The sequence below is a fragment of the Citrobacter sp. Colony219 genome, assembly GCF_019382635.1.
Lineage (GTDB): Bacteria > Pseudomonadota > Gammaproteobacteria > Enterobacterales > Enterobacteriaceae > Citrobacter > Citrobacter youngae.
In genome coordinates this window covers 3,672,796-3,695,325 of the sequence record NZ_CP080033.1, presented here as the reverse complement: position 1 = coordinate 3,695,325, position 22,530 = coordinate 3,672,796, and the positions used below count along the sequence as shown (strand labels likewise).

20 protein-coding genes and 1 pseudogene are annotated in these 22,530 nt (G+C 53.7%); 16 read left to right on the top strand and 5 right to left on the bottom strand.

Annotated elements, in window-relative coordinates; genetic code table 11:
- The first annotated feature begins 10 nt into the window (after positions 1–10).
- The 6 genes from lepB (at position 11) to acpS (ending at position 4,685) form a co-directional block, all read left to right on the top strand.
- Positions 11–985 carry a signal peptidase I gene (lepB, locus tag JTI85_RS16570; protein WP_048210888.1) on the top strand — a complete coding sequence of 325 codons (975 nt, stop codon included), beginning with the start codon at positions 11–13 and terminating at the stop codon, positions 983–985.
- 238 nt (positions 986–1,223) lie between these two features.
- Positions 1,224–1,904, top strand: a complete 681-nt coding sequence (gene rnc, locus JTI85_RS16565; RefSeq protein WP_003037579.1) for a ribonuclease III — start codon at positions 1,224–1,226, stop codon at positions 1,902–1,904.
- Complete coding sequence (gene era, locus JTI85_RS16560) at positions 1,901–2,806, top strand: GTPase Era (RefSeq protein WP_048210889.1); 906 nt, start codon at positions 1,901–1,903, stop codon at positions 2,804–2,806. The genes rnc and era overlap by 4 nt, the downstream gene beginning before the upstream one ends.
- Before the next feature lie 27 nt (positions 2,807–2,833).
- Positions 2,834–3,562 (top strand): DNA repair protein RecO, encoded by a 729-nt coding sequence (gene recO / locus JTI85_RS16555; RefSeq protein WP_061068364.1) that lies wholly within the window; start codon positions 2,834–2,836, stop codon positions 3,560–3,562.
- Between the two features lie 11 nt (positions 3,563–3,573).
- Positions 3,574–4,305, top strand: coding sequence for a pyridoxine 5'-phosphate synthase (pdxJ, locus tag JTI85_RS16550; RefSeq protein WP_061068363.1), 732 nt, complete (start codon positions 3,574–3,576; stop codon positions 4,303–4,305).
- On the top strand, positions 4,305–4,685 hold the full coding sequence (acpS, locus tag JTI85_RS16545) for a holo-ACP synthase (protein ID WP_003037588.1): 381 nt from the start codon (positions 4,305–4,307) through the stop codon (positions 4,683–4,685). The genes pdxJ and acpS overlap by 1 nt, the downstream gene beginning before the upstream one ends.
- 29 nt (positions 4,686–4,714) lie before the next feature.
- On the opposite strand, the gene JTI85_RS16540 is transcribed toward acpS, so the two are convergent.
- Both JTI85_RS16540 and JTI85_RS16535 read right to left on the bottom strand, forming a co-directional pair.
- Positions 4,715–4,975 (bottom strand): YfhL family 4Fe-4S dicluster ferredoxin, encoded by a 261-nt coding sequence (locus tag JTI85_RS16540; RefSeq protein WP_003037590.1) that lies wholly within the window; start codon positions 4,973–4,975, stop codon positions 4,715–4,717.
- A 55-nt stretch (positions 4,976–5,030) separates the two neighbouring features.
- Positions 5,031–5,879, bottom strand: a complete 849-nt coding sequence (locus JTI85_RS16535; RefSeq protein WP_048210891.1) for a MurR/RpiR family transcriptional regulator — start codon at positions 5,877–5,879, stop codon at positions 5,031–5,033.
- Between the two features lie 117 nt (positions 5,880–5,996).
- On the opposite strand from JTI85_RS16535, the gene murQ reads away from it, so the two are divergent.
- The 4 genes from murQ to tadA are packed head-to-tail and all read left to right on the top strand — an operon-like array spanning position 5,997 to position 9,457.
- Complete coding sequence (murQ, locus tag JTI85_RS16530; RefSeq protein WP_061068362.1) at positions 5,997–6,890, top strand: N-acetylmuramic acid 6-phosphate etherase; 894 nt, start codon at positions 5,997–5,999, stop codon at positions 6,888–6,890.
- Between the two features lie 9 nt (positions 6,891–6,899).
- Positions 6,900–8,264: a PTS transporter subunit EIIC gene (locus JTI85_RS16525; protein ID WP_115601646.1), complete on the top strand. Its 1,365-nt coding sequence runs from the start codon at positions 6,900–6,902 to the stop codon at positions 8,262–8,264.
- 3 nt (positions 8,265–8,267) lie between these two features.
- Positions 8,268–8,903 carry a phosphatidylglycerophosphatase C gene (yfhb, locus tag JTI85_RS16520; protein WP_115643078.1) on the top strand — a complete coding sequence of 212 codons (636 nt, stop codon included), beginning with the start codon at positions 8,268–8,270 and terminating at the stop codon, positions 8,901–8,903.
- 17 nt (positions 8,904–8,920) lie between these two features.
- Positions 8,921–9,457: a tRNA adenosine(34) deaminase TadA gene (gene tadA, locus JTI85_RS16515; protein ID WP_101742030.1), complete on the top strand. Its 537-nt coding sequence runs from the start codon at positions 8,921–8,923 to the stop codon at positions 9,455–9,457.
- A 12-nt stretch (positions 9,458–9,469) separates the two neighbouring features.
- Here the strand turns inward: tadA and mltF are convergent, their stop codons facing one another.
- On the bottom strand, positions 9,470–11,020 hold the full coding sequence (gene mltF / locus JTI85_RS16510; protein WP_115643079.1) for a membrane-bound lytic murein transglycosylase MltF: 1,551 nt from the start codon (positions 11,018–11,020) through the stop codon (positions 9,470–9,472).
- 257 nt (positions 11,021–11,277) lie between these two features.
- Between mltF and purL the strand changes: the two genes are divergently transcribed.
- The 5 genes from purL (at position 11,278) to glnB (ending at position 19,661) form a co-directional block, all read left to right on the top strand.
- Positions 11,278–15,165 carry a phosphoribosylformylglycinamidine synthase gene (purL, locus tag JTI85_RS16505; RefSeq protein ID WP_199945921.1) on the top strand — a complete coding sequence of 1,296 codons (3,888 nt, stop codon included), beginning with the start codon at positions 11,278–11,280 and terminating at the stop codon, positions 15,163–15,165.
- A 590-nt stretch (positions 15,166–15,755) separates the two neighbouring features.
- The gene (gene qseE / locus JTI85_RS16500; protein WP_115602391.1) at positions 15,756–17,186 is read left to right on the top strand and encodes a two component system sensor histidine kinase QseE/GlrK; all 1,431 of its coding nucleotides are present in this window, start codon (positions 15,756–15,758) and stop codon (positions 17,184–17,186) included.
- Positions 17,187–17,208: 22 nt separating this feature from the next.
- On the top strand, positions 17,209–17,928 hold the full coding sequence (gene qseG, locus JTI85_RS16495; RefSeq protein WP_219352590.1) for a two-component system QseEF-associated lipoprotein QseG: 720 nt from the start codon (positions 17,209–17,211) through the stop codon (positions 17,926–17,928).
- The gene (gene glrR / locus JTI85_RS16490; protein ID WP_304502702.1) at positions 17,928–19,262 is read left to right on the top strand and encodes a two-component system response regulator GlrR; all 1,335 of its coding nucleotides are present in this window, start codon (positions 17,928–17,930) and stop codon (positions 19,260–19,262) included. The genes qseG and glrR overlap by 1 nt, the downstream gene beginning before the upstream one ends.
- 60 nt (positions 19,263–19,322) lie before the next feature.
- Positions 19,323–19,661 carry a nitrogen regulatory protein P-II gene (gene glnB, locus JTI85_RS16485; protein ID WP_002914032.1) on the top strand — a complete coding sequence of 113 codons (339 nt, stop codon included), beginning with the start codon at positions 19,323–19,325 and terminating at the stop codon, positions 19,659–19,661.
- Here the strand turns inward: glnB and JTI85_RS21785 are convergent.
- Both JTI85_RS21785 and hmpA read right to left on the bottom strand, forming a co-directional pair.
- A pseudogene (locus JTI85_RS21785) lies at positions 19,658–19,753 on the bottom strand (hypothetical protein); the annotation flags it as partial. The gene glnB and the pseudogene JTI85_RS21785 sit on opposite strands and share 4 nt — an antisense overlap.
- A gap of 4 nt (positions 19,754–19,757) precedes the next feature.
- Positions 19,758–20,948, bottom strand: a complete 1,191-nt coding sequence (gene hmpA / locus JTI85_RS16480) for an NO-inducible flavohemoprotein (protein ID WP_219351766.1) — start codon at positions 20,946–20,948, stop codon at positions 19,758–19,760.
- A gap of 325 nt (positions 20,949–21,273) precedes the next feature.
- Between hmpA and glyA the strand changes: the two genes are divergently transcribed.
- Positions 21,274–22,527, top strand: a complete 1,254-nt coding sequence (gene glyA, locus JTI85_RS16475; protein WP_003037627.1) for a serine hydroxymethyltransferase — start codon at positions 21,274–21,276, stop codon at positions 22,525–22,527.
- The last annotated feature ends 3 nt before the right edge of the window (positions 22,528–22,530 follow it).

Sequence of the window (22,530 nt, the reverse complement as noted above, 5' to 3'; positions counted from 1 at the left end):
AGGAGTTGGCATGGCGAACATGTTTGCCCTGATTCTGGTGATTGCCACACTGGTGACGGGCATTTTATGGTGCGTAGATAAGTTTGTCTTCGCGCCAAAACGCCGGGAGCGCCAGGCTGCGGCACAGGCCGCTGCAGGCGATTCACTGGATAAAGCAACGCTGAAAAAAGTTGCCCCTAAGCCGGGTTGGCTGGAAACCGGTGCGTCCGTTTTCCCGGTACTGGCTATTGTGCTGGTGGTGCGTTCATTTATTTATGAACCGTTCCAGATCCCGTCGGGTTCGATGATGCCAACACTGTTGATTGGTGATTTTATTCTGGTAGAGAAATTTGCCTACGGAATTAAAGATCCGATTTATCAGAAAACGTTGATCGAAACTGGCCACCCGAAACGCGGTGATATCGTGGTATTTAAATACCCGGAAGATCCGCGTCTGGACTACATCAAACGCGCTGTCGGTTTACCGGGAGACAAAGTGACGTACGATCCGGTGGCGAAAGAGGTGACGATTCAGCCAGGATGCAGTTCTGGTCAGGCTTGTGAAAACGCGCTGCCGGTAACGTACTCTGATGTTCAGCCAAGTGATTTTGTGCAGACGTTTGCTCGCCGCAACGGCGGGGAAGCGACCAGCGGTTTCTTTGAAGTTCCGCTGAACGAAACGAAAGACAACGGTATTCGCCTGACCGAGCGTAAAGAAACGCTGGGTGAGGTAACTCACCGCATTCTGATGGTGCCAATCGCGCAGGATCAGGTGGGGATGTATTACCGTCAACCGGGTCAGCAGTTAGCCACCTGGATCGTTCCACCGGGGCATTACTTCATGATGGGCGATAACCGTGACAACAGCGCGGACAGCCGTTACTGGGGATTTGTACCGGAAGCGAATCTGGTAGGTAAAGCGACCGCAATCTGGATGAGTTTCGACAAACAAGAAGGTGAGTGGCCAACCGGTGTTCGTTTGAGCCGCATTGGCGGCATCCACTAATTGCTGATAATGGTTCACGCTGTCGTCTTAATAACGACAGCGTGAATTATTTCTCGGATTAATTCCCTCAGACTAACGACATCCCTTGTCGTTGTGTATAGAATATTCCCCCGAAGTTTTAGGTTGGCACCGTCAGGTTGCCACGGCACACGAAACAGCATTGGTCTCTCTAATGACGGGTGTATATCAGGTCTGTTTCGTGTGCTGAATTGTTGACGCATTCATTTATTGGTATCGCATGAATCCCATCGTAATTAATCGGCTTCAACGGAAGCTGGGCTACACTTTTAATCATCAGGAGCTGTTGCAGCAGGCATTAACTCACCGTAGTGCCAGCAGCAAACATAACGAGCGTTTAGAATTTTTAGGCGACTCTATTTTGAGCTTTGTTATTGCGAATGCGCTGTATCACCGTTTCCCTCGAGTGGACGAAGGTGACATGAGCCGCATGCGCGCCACGCTGGTGCGTGGAAATACGCTGGCTGAATTAGCCCGTGAATTTGACCTCGGTGAATGTTTACGCCTGGGACCGGGCGAGCTGAAAAGCGGCGGTTTTCGTCGCGAATCAATTCTGGCGGATACCGTCGAAGCGTTGATCGGCGGCGTCTTCCTCGACAGCGATATTCAAACCGTTGAGCAATTAATCCTGAACTGGTATCAAACGCGTCTGGACGAAATTAGCCCAGGCGATAAACAAAAAGATCCGAAAACGCGCCTGCAGGAGTATTTGCAGGGTCGCCACCTGCCGCTGCCGTCTTATCTGGTGGTGCAGGTTCGTGGTGAAGCGCATGATCAAGAATTTACTATCCACTGCCAGGTTAGCGGCCTGAGTGAACCGGTGGTTGGCACAGGTTCGAGCCGTCGTAAGGCTGAGCAGGCTGCCGCCGAACAGGCGTTAAAAAAACTGGAGCTGGAATGAGCATCGACAAAACCTATTGCGGATTTATTGCCATCGTCGGTCGCCCGAACGTCGGCAAATCCACCCTGTTGAATAATCTGCTTGGGCAGAAGATTTCCATTACCTCACGTAAGGCTCAGACAACACGTCACCGTATTGTTGGCATCCATACTGAAGGCGCGTATCAGGCGATTTATGTTGATACCCCGGGCCTGCATATGGAAGAGAAACGTGCCATCAACCGCCTGATGAACAAAGCGGCCAGCAGCTCTATTGGTGATGTTGAACTGGTTATTTTCGTTGTCGAGGGCACACGCTGGACGCCGGACGACGAAATGGTGCTCAACAAGCTGCGCGACGGTAAAGCGCCGGTAATTCTGGCCGTGAACAAAGTAGACAACGTTCAGGAAAAAGCCGATCTGCTACCGCACCTGCAGTTCCTGGCAAGCCAGATGAACTTCCTCGATATCGTCCCGATTTCTGCCGAGACCGGCTTGAATGTCGATACCGTTGCGGGCATCGTGCGTAAGCATTTGCCGGAAGCTATTCATCACTTCCCGGAAGATTACATCACCGACCGTTCTCAGCGTTTTATGGCCTCTGAAATCATCCGTGAAAAGCTGATGCGTTTTCTAGGCGCTGAATTGCCGTACTCCGTTACTGTGGAAATTGAGCGTTTTATCTCCAATGAGCGCGGTGGTTACGATATTAACGGTCTGATCCTCGTTGAACGTGAAGGGCAGAAGAAGATGGTTATTGGCAACAAAGGGGCCAAAATTAAAACCATCGGCATCGAAGCGCGTAAAGACATGCAGGAGATGTTCGAAGCGCCGGTTCACCTCGAACTGTGGGTGAAAGTGAAATCCGGCTGGGCCGATGACGAACGCGCGCTGCGTAGCCTCGGTTACGGCGACGACGTCTAAACCCATCTTCTGAAACACGGCGAGTATATGGAAGGATGGCAACGAGCCTTTGTCTTGCATAGTCGCCCCTGGAGCGAAACCAGTCTCGTGCTGGACGTCTTCACGGAAGAGTCGGGTCGCGTGCGCCTGGTGGCTAAAGGCGCACGTTCTAAACGTTCTAATCTCAAAGGCGCGCTCCAGCCTTTTACCCCATTGTTGCTTCGCTTTGGTGGGCGTGGAGAGGTTAAAACCCTGCGTAGCGCTGAAGCCGTTTCTCTGGCACTCCCTCTTAGCGGTATCACGCTGTACAGCGGCTTGTATATCAACGAACTTATCTCCCGCGTACTCGAGTACGAGACCCGTTTTTCTGAACTCTTTTTCGATTATCTGAATTGTATCCAGGCGCTGGCTGGTGCGACGGGTTCGCCAGAGCCTGCGCTGCGTCGCTTTGAGCTGGCCTTACTTGGACATCTGGGGTACGGCGTCGATTTTACCCATTGTGCGGGCAGCGGCGAGCCGGTAGACGACACCATGACCTATCGTTACCGGGAAGAAAAAGGGTTTATCGCCAGCGTAGTGATCGATAATTCCACTTTTACCGGACGCCATCTCAAAGCGCTTGAGTCACGTGAATTTCCCGATGTCGATACGTTACGCGCCGCGAAACGCTTTACCCGCATGGCGTTAAAGCCGTATCTTGGTGGTAAGCCGTTAAAAAGCCGGGAACTGTTCCGGCAATTTATGCCAAAACGCGCAGTAAAAACAAATAATGATTAACGAGGATTGTCATGGCTGAATTACTGTTAGGCGTCAATATTGACCACATTGCCACGTTACGTAATGCACGCGGCACCGCATACCCGGATCCGGTTCAGGCGGCGTTTATCGTTGAGCAGGCGGGCGCGGACGGTATTACCGTACACCTGCGTGAAGACCGCCGCCATATCACCGACCGCGACGTACGTATTCTGCGCCAGACGCTGGATACGCGCATGAATCTGGAAATGGCGGTCACCGACGAAATGTTGGCAATCGCCGTCGAGACGAAGCCGCATTTTTGCTGTCTGGTGCCGGAAAAACGTCAGGAAGTGACTACTGAAGGTGGTCTGGACGTCGCCGGCCAGCGTGACAAGATGCGCGATGCCTGCAAGCGACTGGCGGACGCAGGCATTCTGGTTTCGCTGTTTATCGATGCCGATGAAGAACAGATTAAGGCTGCTGCGGAAGTTGGCGCGCCATTTATTGAAATTCACACCGGCTGTTACGCTGATGCGAAAACCGATGCGGAACAGGCCAGTGAACTGGCGCGTATTGCTAAAGCGGCGACTTTTGCTGCCAGCCTGGGCCTGAAGGTGAATGCCGGTCATGGCCTGACGTATCACAACGTTAAAGCCATTGCGCGGATCCCGGAAATGCACGAGCTGAATATTGGCCATGCCATTATCGGACGCGCGGTGATGAGCGGTCTGAAAGACGCCGTGGTGGAAATGAAACGCCTGATGCTGGAAGCGCGTGGCTAATGGCTATTCTGGGATTAGGCACGGATATCGTGGAGATTGCCCGCATTGAAGCGGTGATCTCCCGTTCCGGTGACCGTCTGGCAAGACGCGTGCTCAGTGACAACGAATGGGCAATCTGGGAGACGCATCAGCAGCCGGTGCGTTTTCTGGCAAAGCGCTTTGCGGTCAAAGAGGCGGCAGCAAAAGCCTTTGGCACGGGTATTCGCAATGGGCTGGCGTTTAATCAGTTTGAAGTCTTCAACGATGAACTCGGTAAGCCGCGTCTGCGGTTATGGGGGGAGGCGTTAAAACTGGCGGAAAAACTGGGTGTCGCGCATATGCATGTGACGCTGGCCGATGAGCGTCACTACGCCTGCGCCACGGTGATTATCGAGAGTTAGATTCTGCACGTTGCCGGATGGCGACGCGGTTAAAGTTTATCGGCGTGGTGCATCAGCACAAACTTATCCCACAATTGCTCTTCCGTTTCGACATGTGCCGGATCTTTCAAAATAGTATTGGGGATCGGGCACACCTTCTGGCAGGTTGGCGTGTCGTAATGGCCTACGCATTCCGTACATTTGTCGCTGTTAATCTCGTAAATGCTGTCACCCATCGAAATTGCCTCATTCGGGCATTCGGGTTCGCACATATCGCAATTGATACACTTTTTAGTGATTAACAGGGCCATCAGGAAACTCTCAAAACATCACAAATCGGGCGGGCATTATACGCGCATTCTTTGCTCAGACCAGTTTTTTTACCAGTGCTTCGCTGTGGCGAATGCGTTCCGGAGCATGTTCTAAATCTTGCTGAACCAGCGCCATAAACAGTAAATCCGTGAGCATCATCTGCGCGTGCGTCGATGAAATTGCCGCGCTGCGTGTCGCTTGTTCTTCGGCAATCGTATACAGGCAATGGCTTGCTCGCTGTTGCAGGGCGTTCGGTGTAAATCCAGTGATGGCGAGGATTTTCGCGCCGGTGCGCAACGTTTCATCCGCAGCCAGGTTGAGCTCGCGGCGCTCTCCGGTATACGAAATCGCCAACAGGAGATCGCCCGGCGAAAGCGCCTGTACCGTTGCCAGCAGGGCGTGCATATCGCGTTCCACTACCGCGTTAAAACCTATTTTCAACAGTTTCCAGGCAAAATTCTGTGCTACCAACCCCGATGCACCAATTCCGGTCAGGACAATGCGTCGGGCGGAGCGTAACAATGCGACGCTTTCCATCAGCTTTTCTTCGCTGTTGATATCCAGTGTGGCGTGCATGGCCGCCACGTTCTCCTGAATCAGTTTTTCACCCACCAGACGCATAGGGTCGTCGCCGCGAATCTGATTATGCACTGGGATAGAGTGGGGATTGGGATTACTGGCCAGTGCTTCACTGATCGCCAGTTTGAGTGCAGGAAATCCTTTGAAACCCATCTTTTGCGCGAACTTCACCACGCTGGACTGGCTGACGCCCGCTTCAAAGGCGAGTTGCTGTGAACTGAGATGACGCGCAGTATCCGGCTGTGCGAGGAGGTAATCCGCAAGCTTTTTATCGCTTTGCGCGAGGTCCGGGTAACGCTGACGAATGCGAATCAAACAGTTCATGCTGTCTCCTGGCGAAAACGTGATGGCGATTACAAAACAAAATTTCACTCGCCTGGGTGAATATTATATTCCATTATAACGGATTAATATGAATTAAAAATTCCTAAGGAACAAAAAATGAATCTCGGTGCGTTAGTGTCAGAAAGCCGCAATCCTCAGACCATGGATCTTGATGCGTTATCCACACTTGAGTTGGTTCATCGTTTTAATCAACAGGATACGCTGGTAGCCGTTGCTGTAAAAGCAACGCTGACTGAAGTTGCGCTTGCGGTCGATGCAGCGGCTGACGCGTTAAAAGCGGGTGGACGGATTATCTACATGGGGGCGGGGACCAGTGGGCGTCTTGGCGTACTGGATGCGTCTGAGTGCCCACCGACTTTTGGTGTACCGCATGGACGGGTTGTTGGCCTGATTGCTGGTGGGCCGGGCGCATTGCTGAAGGCCGTTGAAGGTGCAGAAGATAACCCGCAACTGGGTGAAGATGATCTTCGTTCGCTCAACCTTACGGCTCAGGATGTGGTGGTGGGTCTGGCTGCATCCGGGCGTACACCGTATGTGATTGGCGGCTTGCAATATGCCCGTTCCGTTGGCTGCACCACGGTGGCGATTTCCTGTAATCCGGATTCCCCCATCGCGCGTGAAGCGGACATCGCCATATCACCGGTTGTTGGCCCGGAGGCTCTGACAGGGTCAACGCGACTGAAGTCCGGTACTGCGCAAAAACTGGTACTCAATATGATTTCTACCGGTGCAATGGTGAAGTTTGGCAAGGTGTATCAGAACCTGATGGTGGATATGAAAGCGACTAACGTTAAGCTGGTAGACCGGGCTTGTCGCATGGTCGTGGAAGCTACCGGTATTGCGTATGACCAGGCGCAAGCTCTGCTGAAACAGACCGATTTTGATGTTAAGCCCGCCATTCTGATGGCTCTCACGGGGCTCGATGCCGCTGCAGCCCGCGAAAAGCTTGCCGCTCACCAGGGTTTTTTACGCGCGGCGTTAGAACACTAAGAGGTGTATATGGATAAGACGGCGGTGCTGGCCAGCGATATCCTGCTGGGCGTGGGCGGAGAGAAAAATATTCTGCGCCTGGAAAACTGTATGACCCGCGTCAGAGTGGAAGTACAGGATGACGCTCAGCTCGATATTTCCCGACTCAAGCAACTGCCGGGCGTTAGCGGCTACGTGAAGCAAGGGGCGCAGCACCAGATCATTGTCGGCCCCGGCAAAGCCGCGAAAGTGGTCGATGCCATGCGTTCCCTGATTGCCGATGGCGGCGAACGTTCCAATGTGGGGGATATTGAGCGAACAAAATCAGAGGCCAAAGCGAAGTACAAAGCGCCGATGAGTGACGCGCTACGCAAGCTGGCTAACGTTTTTATCCCGCTTATTCCGGCGTTTATCGCCTCCGGTTTGATTACCGGCATCATTAACATCCTTAAGCGACCGGATATCGTTGGGGATTTTGCGACCCACTATCCAAATATGCTTGGGCTGATGGGAATATTTGGCAGCGCCGTGTTTGCCATCATGAATATTCTGGTCGGAGTGAATACCGCCAAAGTATTTGGCGGTTCGCTGGCGATGGGCGGGGTGATGGCCGGTATTCTCTCCAGCCCGCAACTGGCGCAAATTACCTTGTTTGGCGAGGCATTGCAGCCGGGACGCGGTGGAGTGATCGCCGTGCTGCTGGTGGTGGCGTTGATGTGCTGGATCGAACGCAAATTCCGCGAAGTGCTGCCGGAGTCTCTCGAACTGATCCTCAATCCACTGCTGACCACCCTTATTACCGGGACAATCGCTATTGTGGCGCTGCAACCGCTTGGCGGCTGGATTTCTGAATCGATTGCTCACGGCGCATCCTGGGCTATCGATCGCGGCGGTTTCCTGGTGGGAGCCGTGCTGGCTGGGACTTTCCTGCCGTTGGTGCTCACCGGACTTCATCAGGGGTTGGTGCCGATCCACGTTGAACTGGTACAGGCGCATGGTTATAACGCGCTCTTTCCTATTCTGGCGATGGCAGGAGTGGGGCAAATCGGTGCGGCTATTGCGGTACTGATGAAAACCCGTAACGCACGGCTGAAAAAAGTGATTAAAAGCGCGCTGCCGGTTGGATTGCTGGGCATTGGTGAACCGCTGATTTTTGGGGTGACGTTGCCATTAGGCAAGCCGTTTATCGGTGCCTGTCTCGGTGGTGCAGTCGGTGGGGCGCTGATCAGCTACTGGAAGGTGGCGACGGTCATTACATTTGGCATCTCCGGATTACCGCTGGCACTGACGATTGTTGCCGGAAAAGTGATGTTCTATCTGTTAGGCTATCTGGTAGCAGTTATCGCCGGGTTCTTGTTTACCTGGCTATTGGGATTCACTGATCCAGAGGAATAAGGTTTGACCAGTCACCAGCGTCGCGTTGTTTTTTTTGATTTGGATGGCACGTTACACCAGCAGGATATGTTCGGCAGTTTCTTACGTTTTCTGCTGCGTCGCCAACCGCTAAATGCGTTGCTGGTGCTGCCCCTGTTGCCGATTATTGCGCTGGCAATGTTAATTAAAGGGCGCGCCGCCCGCTGGCCCATGAGCCTGCTGTTGTGGGGTTGTACCTTTGGTCGCAGCGAGGCGTGTCTGAAGGCACATCAGGCCGATTTTGTGCGCTGGTTTCGCGGGCATGTGACGGCATTTCCTGTCGTGCAGCAGCGTCTGACGACGTACCTGTTAAGCTCCGATGCTGATATCTGGCTTATCACCGGTTCTCCGCAGTCGCTGGTGGAGCAGGTTTACTTCGACACGCCGTGGCTACCGCGTGTCAATCTGATCGCCAGTCAAATGGCGCGGGGATACGGTGGCTGGGTATTGCCGCTACGCTGTCTGGGGCATGAAAAAGTCGCGCAACTGGAACGGCAGATTGGCGCACCGCTGTCTCTTTACAGCGGCTACAGCGACAGTAAGCAGGACAATCCACTGCTCTCTTTTTGCCAGCATCGCTGGCGCGTCACGCCGCGCGGAGAGCTGCAACAACTCGAATAGAGTAAACGATAGCGTCTGTGTATAATGCGCCCGCTTTGATTACTGGAGTTACCCCTTTGTCTGAAGTTGAATTTAGCCACGAATACTGGATGCGTCATGCTTTAACGCTGGCTAAGCGCGCCTGGGATGAGCGTGAAGTCCCGGTGGGTGCGGTATTGGTACATAACAACCGCGTTATTGGCGAAGGCTGGAACCGACCGATTGGCCATCATGATCCTACCGCCCACGCTGAAATCATGGCGTTGCGCCAGGGCGGTCTGGTGCTACAAAACTACCGTCTGCTGGATGCAACGTTGTATGTCACACTGGAGCCGTGCGTGATGTGCGCAGGCGCGATGGTCCATAGCCGTATCGGTCGGGTGGTTTTTGGCGCACGCGATGCGAAAACGGGCGCTGCCGGGTCATTAATGGATGTGCTGCATCACCCTGGAATGAATCATCGGGTTGACGTGACCGAAGGGGTGTTACGCGATGAATGCGCCACGCTGCTCAGTGATTTCTTTCGCATGCGTCGGCAGGAAATCAAAGCGTTGAAAAAATCTGCCAATCAGTAAATACCAATCAGACTACTTGTCCTCTTTCTTCTGTGCTGAAAACAGCAGAGAAGGGGAGTGCGACAGATAGTTTGACGACGTCTGAGTCAGAAACGCTGAAAGCGGAAATTTATCTTTACCTAACAGCTCAGCCGGTGACACTGCCGGGTAATCCTGTGCCAGTTGCTGCGTTTCCTGCGCCTGTTTTTCTTTCTCCTGCAGATACCCCACCAGGCTAATCTGGTATTTACGGATGTTTTCCACATAGGCGTAGGCTTCGTGACCGCGCGCATAGCCATAGGTCAACTTGTTGTAATACGGCTTTTGGCTGAGCAGCGGCAGACGCTGTTTTACGTCGGACCAACTGTTCGGATTACCTTTGGTTTTCACCGTCAGCGCCCGGGCATCCAGCATGTGCGCATAACCCATGTTGTAGGCGGCAAGCGCAAACCAGATGCGTTCCCCTTCGGGGACGGTATCCGGCACTTTGCTCATCATGTCCTGCAAATACCGCGCGCCGCCGCTGATGCTCTGCTCGGCATCGGTACGGTCAGTTAGCCCGAGACTCTGGGCGGTATTTTTGGTCAGCATCATCAGCCCGCGTACACCGGTCGGGGAAGTCGCCTGCGCGTCCCAGTGCGACTCCTGATAGGATATTGCGGCGAGCAGTCGCCAGTCTATCTCCTGCGCATACTTCTCAAAAAGCGGCTTGAGGTCTGGCAACACGCTGTCTACGGCGCGCAAAAAGGTGCGGGTATCAACATAGTCAAAATCATCGCCATGCCCAAGGTACTTTTCTTCCAGTCGCGCAAGCGAGCCGTCTTCATTCATGGTATTGAAGAAATCCAGCAGGGCAGCAGACAGCGTATTGTCATCGTCCAGACGACTGAACCAGGTCACCGGCTGTTCGTCAGAGACGTCCAGCGCCACGGCCAGCTCAGGATGAACTCGCTGATATAAGCTGATGGCAACGGAATCGGCAATGGTGTAATCCAGCTTACCGGCGATGACATCATCAAGCAGTTCAGTGGTGCCCTTTTTCTCATCAACTTTCCAGCTCAGGTCCGGGTATTTTTTTTCTTTTAGCTGCTGGAGGTCGTTAACCACCACATGCCCCGGGGCGATAGTCAGTTGGTTTTCGTTCACGGTGGCAAGCGTACGCGGGCGGTATTGCCCAACCCGATACACCAGTTGTTGCGATACGGAATAGTAGGTCGGACCCGGCTGATAATTTTTAACGCGCTCGCTGTTATACACCAGACCAGCGGCTAACAGATCGGCATTACCGTTATCCAGGTCGTCAAAAAGCTGGCTGATATTCTGGCGTACGGTGATTTTCAGCTTCACACCCAGGTAGTTGGCGAAGGCTTTGGTCAGTTCGTAATCCAGGCCAAACTTTTTCCCATTAAGCGCGGCGTAAGTGAGCGGTGAGTCGATGGTACTGACGCGCAGCTCTCCCCGCGACTGAATGGCGGCGATACGATTGTCGGCTTTACCGAACCAGGGGATAGATGGCCAGAGGGCCGCTGCCAACAACAGCGTCAAAATACCGATGAACAGATAATTAATCTTTAATTTTTTCAATTAGTTAATTCTCTGAACCGTACGTTGTCTCTGCGTGCTGTGGTATTGATTAAGAAGTGAAGTCGTCATTAATGAGCGGCATTTTGCTTAAACTTGCGCCAGTTGGCAACTTATTCAGAAACCAGACCGCATTTGATGATAAGAAGAGGCCGTGATTTTATTTCGACGCAAACGGTTTCGTCGGCGCGCCAGATTCTTTATAATGACGCCCGTTTCCCCCACTTGGGCACACCGAAAGCTTAGAAGACGAGAGACTTATGATGGAAATTCTGCGTGGTTCACCTGCACTGTCTGCATTCCGTATTAACAAACTGCTGGCACGTTTTCAGGCTGCCAACCTCCAGGTCCACAATATTTACGCCGAGTACGTCCATTTTGCCGATCTGAATGCACCATTGAATGAGGATGAGCGCGCGCAACTTGCACGTCTGCTGAAATATGGTCCTGCTCTTCACAGCCACGCCCCTGAAGGCAAACTGCTGCTGGTCACGCCTCGCCCGGGTACCATTTCCCCGTGGTCTTCTAAAGCGACTGATATTGCCCATAACTGCGGCCTGCAACAGATTAGCCGCCTGGAACGTGGCATTGCCTGGTATGTTGAGGCCTCCACGTTGACCGCTGAGCAGTGGCTGGCGGTTGCCGATATTTTGCACGACCGCATGATGGAAACGGTTTTCTCTGCGCTGAGCGATGCTGAAAAACTGTTTGTTCATCACCAGCCTGCGCCGGTTTCCTGCGTTGACCTGCTGGGTGAGGGACGTCAGGCGCTGATCGACGCTAACCTGCGTCTGGGCCTGGCGCTGGCGGAAGACGAAATCGACTATCTGCAGGATGCGTTCACCAAACTGGGACGCAACCCGAACGACATTGAACTGTACATGTTTGCGCAGGCTAACTCCGAGCACTGCCGCCACAAGATTTTTAACGCCGACTGGGTTATCGATGGTAAACAACAGCCTAAGTCGCTGTTCAAGATGATCAAGAATACCTTCGAAACCACGCCGGACCACGTGCTGTCTGCCTATAAAGACAACGCCGCGGTAATGGAAGGTTCCGAAGTGGGCCGCTACTTTGCCGACCATAAAACCGGCCGCTACGATTTCCATCAGGAACCAGCCCACATCCTGATGAAGGTAGAAACTCATAACCACCCGACGGCTATCTCTCCGTGGCCAGGTGCGGCAACCGGCTCCGGCGGAGAAATCCGCGATGAGGGTGCAACCGGTCGTGGTGCAAAACCGAAAGCCGGGCTGGTAGGCTTCTCCGTCTCCAACCTGCGTATTCCTGGCTTTGAACAGCCTTGGGAAGAGGACTTTGGTAAGCCGGATCGTATTGTCACCGCGCTCGACATCATGACTGAAGGCCCGCTGGGTGGCGCGGCGTTTAACAACGAATTTGGTCGCCCGGCGCTGACCGGCTACTTCCGTACCTATGAAGAAAAGGTCAACAGCCATAACGGCGAAGAGCTGCGCGGTTACCATAAACCGATCATGCTGGCAGGCGGGATCGGTAACATCCGTGCCGATCACGTGCAGAAGGGCGAGATCGTCGTTGGCGCCAAGCTGATCGTCCTCGGCGGCCCGGCGATGAACATCGGTCTTGGCGGTGGGGCTGCATCATCCATGGCTTCCGGTCAGTCTGATGCCGATCTTGATTTCGCTTCTGTACAGCGTGATAACCCGGAAATGGAACGTCGCTGCCAGGAAGTTATCGACCGTTGCTGGCAGATGGGCGATGCCAACCCGATCCTGTTTATCCATGACGTTGGTGCGGGCGGCCTGTCTAACGCCATGCCGGAGCTGGTAAGCGATGGCGGTCGCGGCGGTAAGTTCCAGCTGCGTGACATCCTCAGCGACGAGCCGGGTATGAGCCCGCTGGAAATCTGGTGTAACGAATCTCAGGAGCGCTATGTGCTGGCGGTTGCCGCCGATCAATTGCCGCTGTTTGACGAACTGTGTAAGCGTGAGCGCGCGCCGTATGCGGTGATCGGTGAAGCCACCGAAGAACAGCATCTGACTCTGAGCGATAGCCACTTCGACAATCAGCCGATCGACATGCCGCTCGATGTGTTGTTGGGCAAAACGCCGAAAATGACCCGCGATGTGCAGACGCTGAAAGCCAAAGGCGATGCCCTGAATCGTGGCGAAATCTCGATTGCAGATGCGGTTAACCGTGTGCTGCATCTGCCGACTGTCGCGGAGAAAACGTTCCTCGTGACTATCGGCGACCGTACCGTTACCGGTATGGTGGCGCGCGATCAGATGGTGGGGCCATGGCAGATCCCAGTCGCCAACTGCGCGGTCACTACTGCAAGCCTTGATAGCTACTACGGCGAAGCGATGTCTCTCGGCGAGCGCGCGCCAGTCGCATTGCTCGACTTCTCAGCCTCTGCGCGTCTGGCGGTCGGTGAGGCACTGACCAACATTGCGGCAACGCAGATTGGCGATATCAAACGCATTAAACTGTCGGCCAACTGGATGGCGGCTGCGGGTCACCCTGGCGAAGACGCCGGACTGTACGAAGCGGTAAAAGCCGTTGGAGAAGAATTATGTCCGGCGCTTGGCCTGACCATTCCGGTGGGCAAAGACTCTATGTCGATGAAAACCCGCTGGCAGGAAGGCAACGAACAGCGTGAAATGACCTCGCCGCTGTCGCTGGTGATCACCGCCTTTGCCCGCGTGGAAGATGTGCGCCACACGATTACCCCGCAACTGTCTACTGAAGACAATGCGCTGCTGCTGATTGATCTTGGCCTTGGCCACAATGCGCTGGGTGCGACGGCGCTGGCGCAGGTTTACCGTCAACTGGGCGATAAGCCTGCCGATGTGCGTAACGTAGAGCAGCTGAAAGGCTTCTACGACGCCATTCAGGCGCTGGTGGCACAGCGTAAGCTGCTGGCCTACCACGACCGTTCCGACGGCGGCCTGCTGGTTACGCTGGCAGAAATGGCCTTCACCGGTCACTGCGGCGTTGAAGCAGACATCGGCACTCTGGGCGATGATCATCTGGCGGCGCTGTTTAATGAAGAGTTGGGGGCTGTCATTCAGGTTCGCGCCGCTGACCGTGAAGCGGTTGAGGCGTTGCTGGCTCAACATGGCCTGGCCGATTGCGTGCACTATCTGGGTAAAGCCGTGCAGGGCGACCGCTTCGTGGTCGAAGCCGATGGGCAGTCGGTGTTCAGCGAAAGCCGTACTACCCTGCGTATGTGGTGGGCAGAAACCACCTGGCAGATGCAGCGTCTGCGCGACAATCCAGAGTGCGCCGATCAGGAACATAACGCTAAAACCAACGATGCCGATCCTGGCCTCAACGTTAAACTGTCGTTTGATATCAATGAAGATGTTGCCGCGCCGTATATCGCTACCGGTGCGCGTCCAAAAGTGGCCGTGCTGCGCGAACAGGGCGTTAACTCCCACGTAGAAATGGCAGCAGCTTTCCACCGTGCGGGCTTTGACGCTATCGACGTGCATATGAGCGATCTGCTGGGTGGGCGCATCGGGTTGGGCAACTTCCAGGCGCTGGTGGCCTGTGGTGGCTTCTCTTACGGTGATGTGCTTGGCGCAGGCGAAGGTTGGGCGAAGTCGATTCTGTTCAACAATCGGGTCCGTGATGAGTTCGAAACCTTTTTCCATCGCCCGCAAACGCTGGCACTCGGCGTGTGTAACGGTTGTCAGATGATGTCTAACCTGCGCGAGCTGATCCCAGGAAGCGATCTGTGGCCACGCTTTGTGCGTAACCACTCCGATCGCTTTGAAGCGCGTTTCAGCCTGGTCGAAGTGACACAAAGCCCGTCTCTGCTGCTTGCCGGTATGGTTGGGTCACAGATGCCAATCGCAGTTTCTCACGGCGAAGGTCGCGTAGAAGTGCGTGACGATGTACATCTGGCAGGACTGGAGAGCAAAGGGCTGGTGGCACTGCGCTACGTTGATAACTTCGGTAAGGTGACCGAAACCTATCCGGCTAACCCGAACGGTTCGCCAAACGGTATCACTGCTGTTACCACCGAAAATGGTCGCGTCACCATTATGATGCCACACCCGGAACGCGTGTTCCGTACCGTGAGCAACTCCTGGCACCCGGAAAACTGGGGCGAGGATAGCCCGTGGATGCGTATCTTCCGTAATGCGCGTAAACAACTCGGTTAATTGGCCTGCAATCATCAAGCCCCTCTTCGTGAGGGGCTTTTTTTATATCACAGGCCGGATAAGGCGTTTACGCCGCCATCCGGCAATAAACTTAGCGCTTATGCCACAAAATTAAAGTGTCGGGAAATCCCGACATTGGCAGGGTTGGCTTGTCGCCAAAAAGAGACACTTAATGATTTGATTTATAATGATTTTGTTTTTAAGTACAGCGAGTGTTGCTGATTAGCGACAGAATGGACAAAAAACACTCAACTCTTATTTTTACACAATTATTCATATTTCTTATATTTATCATTGTGTTAATAAAGTGTTTTGAATATTGGCACAGATGCTGCATAATATTAACCAGTGGCTCATTCACCTTCTTATGTCAGCCCCTTCGGGACGTGCTACATAAACTTCGAATGACGCACAACAAGGTGCCTGCCGTCCAACATCTGATATTAGCGAAGCTCATATCAACCTTCGGGCGAAACGTCGAGTTAGGCACCGCCTTATTCCACAACAAAGCCGGGTTAATCCCGGCTTTGTTGTATCTGACGTTTCCCTCAGTTAGCATCGTCTTATTCCCGTCCATTGAGAGTAACGCCTTGAAGCGCTGGTCTGTTTTCCCCCGATCCTTACGTCAGCTGGTGACACTGGCATTTTTGCTGATCCTGCTCCCTTTGCTCGTACTGGCCTGGCAAGCGTGGCAGAGCCTGAACGCCCTGAGCGCGCAGGCGGCGCTGACTAACAGAACCACGCTCATTGATGCCCGACGCAGTGAGGCAATGACCAACGCCGCGCTGGAGATGGAACGTAGCTACCGACAGTATTGTGTGCTGGATGACCCGACGCTGGCAAAGGTTTACCAGAGCCAGCGTAAACGTTATAGCGACATGCTGGATGCGCATGCGGGCGTGTTGCCGGACAACAAGCTCTACCAGGCGTTGCGGCAGGATCTCAACGATCTCGCCCAATTGCAGTGTAATAACAGTGGTCCTGACAGCCAGGCGGCAGCCCGCCTGGAAGCCTTCGCTAATGCGAATACCGACATGGTGCAGGCCACACGTACCGTGGTCTTTTCGCGTGGTCAGCAGTTACAACAAGAAATTGCCGAACGAGGTCAGTTCTTTGGCTGGCAGGCGCTGGTGCTGTTTCTCGTTAGTCTGGCGATGGTGCTGCTGTTTACCCGTATGATCATCGGTCCGGTGAAGGGCATCGAGCGGATGATTAACCGTCTGGGGGAAGGGCGCTCGCTGGGTGATAGCGTATTATTTACCGGGCCCCGGGAGCTGCGGTCCGTGGGGCAGCGCATTATCTGGTTGAGTGAACGTCTCTCCTGGCTTGAGTCGCAACGGCATCAGTTTTTACGCCATCTTTCCCATGAGCTGAAAACACCGCTTGCGAGCATGCGCGAAGGTACCGAATTGTTAGCCGATCAGGTAGTTGGCCCGTTAACGCCGGAGCAAAAAGAGGTCGTCGGGATTCTGGATGACAGCAGCCGTAATCTGCAAAAGCTGATTGAGCAATTGCTTGATTACAACCGCAAGCTGGCGGATGACGAGGTTGAGCTTGAAACTGTAGAAATCGCGCCGCTGGTGGAAAGCGTGGTTTCAGCACATAGCCTGCCTGCTCGCGCCAAAATGATCCATACTGATGTTGCGCTGGCGGCGAACGCTTGTCTGGCCGAACCCATGCTGTTAATGAGCGTGCTGGACAATCTTTATTCCAATGCGGTGCACTATGGCGCTGAATCCGGTAACATTTGGATCCGCAGCAGTTTGCATGGCTCAACGGTATATATTGATGTCATAAATACCGGCACACCGATTCCAGAAGCAGAACAGGCAATGATCTTCGAGCCTTTTTTCCAGGGCAGCCATCAGCGAAAAGGGGCAGTCAAAGGAAGCGGGTTGGGGCTGAGCATAGCCAGAGACTGTATCCGCCGTATGCGGGGAAAACTGTATCTGGTTGATGAGCATGCGCAAAGCGTTTGTTTTCGCATAGAACTGCCGCTATCTGCATCGAAAAACCACTAAAATGAACCTAAGTCTGGTGAGTATGCCACACGTTGTTGCCCGAATGCTTAAACGAGATTTTATTCGCCGCGTCTTACTCGCAAGTCTGCCATGCCTGGCGCTGGTCGGCTGCGTTCCAAATGCGGTGAATCACATTATCGGCGATCCTTCGCAGGAGAAAATCCCGCCGCATCAACTCGCTGATTACCTTGCCACCGAATGTACGGATATCTGGTCGCTAACGGGTCAGTCCACGGATACCAACCCGTTGTATTGGCTGCGGGCGATGGATTGCGCCGATCGCATGATGCCAGTGCAGGCGCGCAGTGAAGCCAGTAGCCAACTTACGGATACCTGGCAGGGCGCTTTTAAGCGTGGGATCCTGCTCGATAACGCCCGTATTACCCCGTCTGAACGGCGGGAGGTCGTTACGCGTCTCGACGCGTTAAGTCCACAAATTCCGACTCAGGTTCGACCGCTTTATCAGGCCTGGTTCCGTAACCAAATGTTGCAGTTACAGCTTGCCGAAGAACGCATGCGTTACAGTAAGCTCCAGCAGTCGTCAGATAGCGATCTCGATACGCTGCGTCAGCAGCAACAGCATTTGCAGAGTCAGCTCGATCTCACCACCCGTAAGCTGGAAAATCTGACCGATATCGAACGACAACTGTCCACCCGTAAACCTGCCGGCAGCTATAATCCCGATGCGTTGCACGGTACTGATAAACTCACGACGCCCGATGATGGGGAGGCCATGCCATGATAAGCCGCAAGCCCGCGCATCTGCTGCTCGTCGATGACGATCCGGGACTGTTGAAATTGCTCGGTATGCGACTGACCAGCGAAGGTTACAGCGTCGTAACCGCAGAAAGTGGGCAGGAAGGCTTACGAGTACTGAATCGTGAAAAAGTGGATCTGGTCATTAGCGACCTGCGCATGGATGAAATGGACGGCATGCAGCTGTTCACTGAAATCCAGAAAGTGCAGCCGGGGATGCCGGTCATTATCCTGACAGCGCACGGCTCCATTCCTGATGCTGTCGCGGCAACGCAGCAGGGTGTTTTCAGCTTTCTCACCAAGCCGGTCGATAAAGATGCGCTCTACAAAGCGATTGACGGTGCGCTGGAACAGTCCGCGCCTGCTACCGATGACAGCTGGCGTGAATCAATTGTTACCCGTAGCCCGTTAATGTTGCGTTTGTTAGAACAGGCGCGGATGGTCGCGCAATCGGATGTCAGCGTATTGATCAATGGTCAGAGCGGCACCGGGAAAGAGGTGTTTGCCCAGGCGATTCACAACGCCAGCCCGCGCAGCCACAAGCCCTTTGTTGCCATTAACTGTGGCGCGTTGCCGGAACAACTGCTGGAGTCTGAACTGTTTGGCCATGCGCGCGGCGCTTTTACCGGCGCGGTGAGTAATCGTGAAGGGCTGTTTCAGGCCGCGGAAGGCGGCACGCTTTTTCTCGATGAGATTGGCGATATGCCTGCACCGTTACAGGTGAAACTGCTGCGCGTATTGCAGGAACGAAAAGTCAGACCGTTGGGCAGTAACCGCGATATCGACATTGATGTGCGGATCGTTTCTGCGACCCACCGCGATTTACCCAAAGCGATGGCTCGGGGCGAATTTCGCGAGGATTTGTACTATCGCCTCAACGTGGTGAGTCTGAAGATCCCGGCGCTGGCCGAGCGTACGGAAGATATTCCGCTGCTGGCGAACCATCTGCTGCGCCAGTCTGCTGAACGGCACAAACCGTTCGTACGCGCCTTTTCAACCGATGCCATGAAGCGGTTAATGACCGCCAGCTGGCCGGGCAACGTGCGTCAGTTGGTCAACGTAATTGAGCAGTGCGTGGCGTTGACCTCTTCGCCAGTGATCAGCGACGCGCTGGTGGAGCAGGCGCTGGAAGGGGAAAACACCGCGCTGCCGACATTTGTTGAGGCGCGTAACCAGTTTGAGCTCAACTATCTGCGTAAGCTGCTGCAAATCACCAAGGGCAATGTGACTCACGCGGCAAGAATGGCGGGGCGCAACCGTACCGAATTCTATAAGTTGCTTTCTCGACACGAGCTGGATGCAAACGATTTCAAAGAATAAATCTGCGGATTATGTTAGCTTTATTCGATCAAAAGACAGGCGACCTTTTCAAGGAATAGCATGAAAAAGATTGATGCGATTATTAAACCCTTCAAGCTGGACGACGTCCGCGAAGCGCTGGCAGAAGTCGGTATCACCGGGATGACGGTAACGGAAGTGAAAGGCTTTGGCCGTCAGAAAGGCCATACCGAGCTGTACCGTGGCGCGGAATATATGGTGGATTTTCTGCCGAAGGTAAAAATTGAAATTGTGGTTACCGACGACATCGTCGATACCTGCGTCGACACCATTATTCGTACTGCCCAGACCGGCAAGATCGGCGACGGTAAGATTTTTGTCTTTGACGTGGCTCGCGTTATTCGTATTCGTACCGGTGAAGAAGACGACGCGGCAATCTAAGCCGCGCCTTGCTTGCCGGATGGCGGTGTAAACACCTTATCAGGCCTACAATATCTCGTAGGCCTGATAAGCGCAGCGCCATCAGGCATAACGTAATTACAGAACTTTATGCGGACCGAAGCATTCGTAATGAATGTTCTCGTTTTTCACGCCCAGGCCGACCAGCTGCTTTGCGGCAAACTGCATAAAGCCAACCGGACCGCACAGATAAAACTGCATCGCCGGATCGCTGATTGCGCTTTCCAGTTTGTTCAAATCCATCAGACCTACACTATCAAACGCGCCTTTCGCGCGATCGGCTTCGGTTGGCTCACGATACCAGGTGTGTGCACTAAAGCGTGGCAGCGTTTTGCCGAGTTCATTTACTTCATCAGCGAAGGCATGGACATCACCGTTTTCAGCCGCATGGAACCAGTTAACCTGCGCCGTATGGTTTGCTTTCGCCAGCGTATCCAGCATTGCCAGCATTGGGGTCTGACCTACGCCTGCGGAAATCAGAGACACAGGGGTATCGGTCGCGACGTCCATAAAGAAATCGCCCGCAGGTGCGGCTAAGTGAACAACGTCGCCAACATTTGCATGGTTGTGCAGCCAGGTGGAAACCTGACCACCGTCTTCACGCTTAACGGCAATCCGATAGCCTTTGCCATCAGGTTTTCGGGTCAGTGAGTACTGACGAATTTCCTGATGCTGGAAACCTTCCGGCTTCAGCCAGACGCCCAGGTATTGCCCCGGATGATATTCAGCTACTGCGCCACCGTCGACAGGCTCAAACTCAAAGCTGGTAATCAGTGCACTTCGCGGCGTTTTTGCCACGATGCGGAAAGGACGGGTACCTTCCCAGCCGCCATTTTTATTGGCATTTTCGCTATAGATTTGTGCTTCACGGTTGATGAAAACGTTCGCCAGTACGCCATACGCTTTACCCCACGCATCCAGGACTTCCTGGCCTGGGCTGAACATTTCGTCCAGCGTTGCCAGCAAATGACCACCCACGATGTTGTACTGCTCTGGTTTAATCTGGAAGCTGGTATGCTTTTGCGCGATTTTCTCAACCGCCGGCAACAGCGCCGCCAGGTTTTCGATATTGCTGGCATACGCGGCAATCGCGTTAAACAGCGCCTCGCGCTGATCGCCATTACGCTGGTTACTCATGTTGAAAATTTCTTTCAGCTCTGGGTTATGCGTAAACATGCGATCGTAGAAATGGGCAGTCAGCTTCGGACCTGTTTCAACCAGCAGGGGAATGGTGGCTTTCACTGTAGCGATGGTTTGTGCGTCAAGCATACGGTCTTCCTTTATCTGAGACTTTAATGATGTATGTCAAATACATCTTATAAAAAATACCCCTGCATTGTAAATGGTTCTTTGTAACTTTGCGTTGTAAAGGTTACATCGTGAAAAATCTGCATCACAAACCTGAAAAGAAATCCGTTGAAATTCAGCAGACCTTTGTTCTCCAAAGCCTTGCGTGCCGTGAAGGTAATCGTTTGCGTAAAATCCTTTGTCAAGACCTGTTATCGAAGAATGATTCGGTTATACTGTTGGCCGAAGTCCTAGGGACTGCCTTTTTAGGCCGAAATTCTATTGTTAGCTGAGTCAGGAGATGCGGATGTTAAAGCGTGAAATGAACATTGCCGATTATGATGCCGAACTGTGGCAGGCTATGGAGCAGGAAAAAGTACGTCAGGAAGAGCACATCGAACTGATCGCCTCCGAAAACTACACCAGCCCGCGTGTTATGCAGGCGCAGGGTTCTCAGCTGACCAACAAATATGCTGAAGGTTATCCGGGCAAGCGCTACTACGGCGGTTGCGAGTACGTTGATATCGTTGAGCAACTGGCTATCGATCGTGCCAAAGAGCTGTTTGGCGCTGACTACGCTAACGTACAGCCGCACTCTGGTTCTCAGGCTAACTTCGCTGTTTACACCGCTCTGCTGCAACCGGGCGATACCGTTCTGGGTATGAACCTGGCACAAGGCGGCCACCTGACTCACGGCTCCCCGGTTAACTTCTCCGGCAAACTGTACAACATCATCCCTTACGGTATTGATGAGTCCGGCAAAATTGACTACGAAGACATGGCGAAGCAGGCCAAAGAGCACAAACCGAAGATGATCATCGGTGGCTTCTCTGCTTACTCCGGCGTTGTTGACTGGGCAAAAATGCGTGAAATCGCTGACAGCATCGGCGCATACCTGTTCGTCGATATGGCGCACGTTGCGGGGCTGATTGCCGCAGGCGTTTATCCGAACCCGGTTCCACACGCACACGTTGTCACCACCACCACCCACAAAACCCTGGCGGGTCCGCGCGGCGGCCTGATCCTGGCGAAAGGCGGTGACGAAGAGCTGTACAAAAAACTGAACTCTGCGGTGTTCCCAAGCGCGCAGGGCGGCCCGCTGATGCACGTGATCGCGGCGAAAGCTGTGGCGCTGAAAGAAGCGATGGAGCCTGAGTTCAAGGTTTACCAGCAGCAGGTTGCTAAAAACGCCAAAGCGATGGTGGAAGTGTTCCTGAACCGTGGCTACAAAGTGGTTTCTGGCGGTACTGAAAACCACCTGTTCCTGCTGGATCTGGTTGATAAAAACCTGACCGGTAAAGAAGCTGACGCTGCGCTGGGCCGCGCCAACATCACCGTCAACAAAAACAGCGTGCCGAACGATCCGAAGAGCCCGTTTGTGACTTCCGGTATCCGTATCGGTTCTCCGGCAATCACTCGCCGCGGCTTCAAAGAAGCGGAAGCGAAAGAGCTGGCTGGCTGGATGTGTGACGTGCTGGACAACATCAATGACGAAGCCGTAATCGAGCGCGTCAAAGGTAAAGTTCTGGATATCTGCGCACGCTTCCCGGTTTACGCGTAAGCC

What these genes read in the sequence shown, in the direction of transcription:
- lepB (WP_048210888.1), top strand. Translation starts at nt 11, where the DNA reads ATGGCGAACATGTTTGCCCTGATTCTGGTGATTGCCACACTGGTGACG.
- rnc (WP_003037579.1), top strand. Translation starts at nt 1,224, where the DNA reads ATGAATCCCATCGTAATTAATCGGCTTCAACGGAAGCTGGGCTACACT.
- era (WP_048210889.1), top strand. Translation starts at nt 1,901, where the DNA reads ATGAGCATCGACAAAACCTATTGCGGATTTATTGCCATCGTCGGTCGC.
- recO (WP_061068364.1), top strand. Translation starts at nt 2,834, where the DNA reads ATGGAAGGATGGCAACGAGCCTTTGTCTTGCATAGTCGCCCCTGGAGC.
- pdxJ (WP_061068363.1), top strand. Translation starts at nt 3,574, where the DNA reads ATGGCTGAATTACTGTTAGGCGTCAATATTGACCACATTGCCACGTTA.
- acpS (WP_003037588.1), top strand. Translation starts at nt 4,305, where the DNA reads ATGGCTATTCTGGGATTAGGCACGGATATCGTGGAGATTGCCCGCATT.
- JTI85_RS16540 (WP_003037590.1), bottom strand. Translation starts at nt 4,975, where the DNA reads ATGGCCCTGTTAATCACTAAAAAGTGTATCAATTGCGATATGTGCGAA.
- JTI85_RS16535 (WP_048210891.1), bottom strand. Translation starts at nt 5,879, where the DNA reads ATGAACTGTTTGATTCGCATTCGTCAGCGTTACCCGGACCTCGCGCAA.
- murQ (WP_061068362.1), top strand. Translation starts at nt 5,997, where the DNA reads ATGAATCTCGGTGCGTTAGTGTCAGAAAGCCGCAATCCTCAGACCATG.
- JTI85_RS16525 (WP_115601646.1), top strand. Translation starts at nt 6,900, where the DNA reads ATGGATAAGACGGCGGTGCTGGCCAGCGATATCCTGCTGGGCGTGGGC.
- purL (WP_199945921.1), top strand. Translation starts at nt 11,278, where the DNA reads ATGATGGAAATTCTGCGTGGTTCACCTGCACTGTCTGCATTCCGTATT.
- qseG (WP_219352590.1), top strand. Translation starts at nt 17,209, where the DNA reads ATGCCACACGTTGTTGCCCGAATGCTTAAACGAGATTTTATTCGCCGC.
- glnB (WP_002914032.1), top strand. Translation starts at nt 19,323, where the DNA reads ATGAAAAAGATTGATGCGATTATTAAACCCTTCAAGCTGGACGACGTC.
- hmpA (WP_219351766.1), bottom strand. Translation starts at nt 20,948, where the DNA reads ATGCTTGACGCACAAACCATCGCTACAGTGAAAGCCACCATTCCCCTG.
- glyA (WP_003037627.1), top strand. Translation starts at nt 21,274, where the DNA reads ATGTTAAAGCGTGAAATGAACATTGCCGATTATGATGCCGAACTGTGG.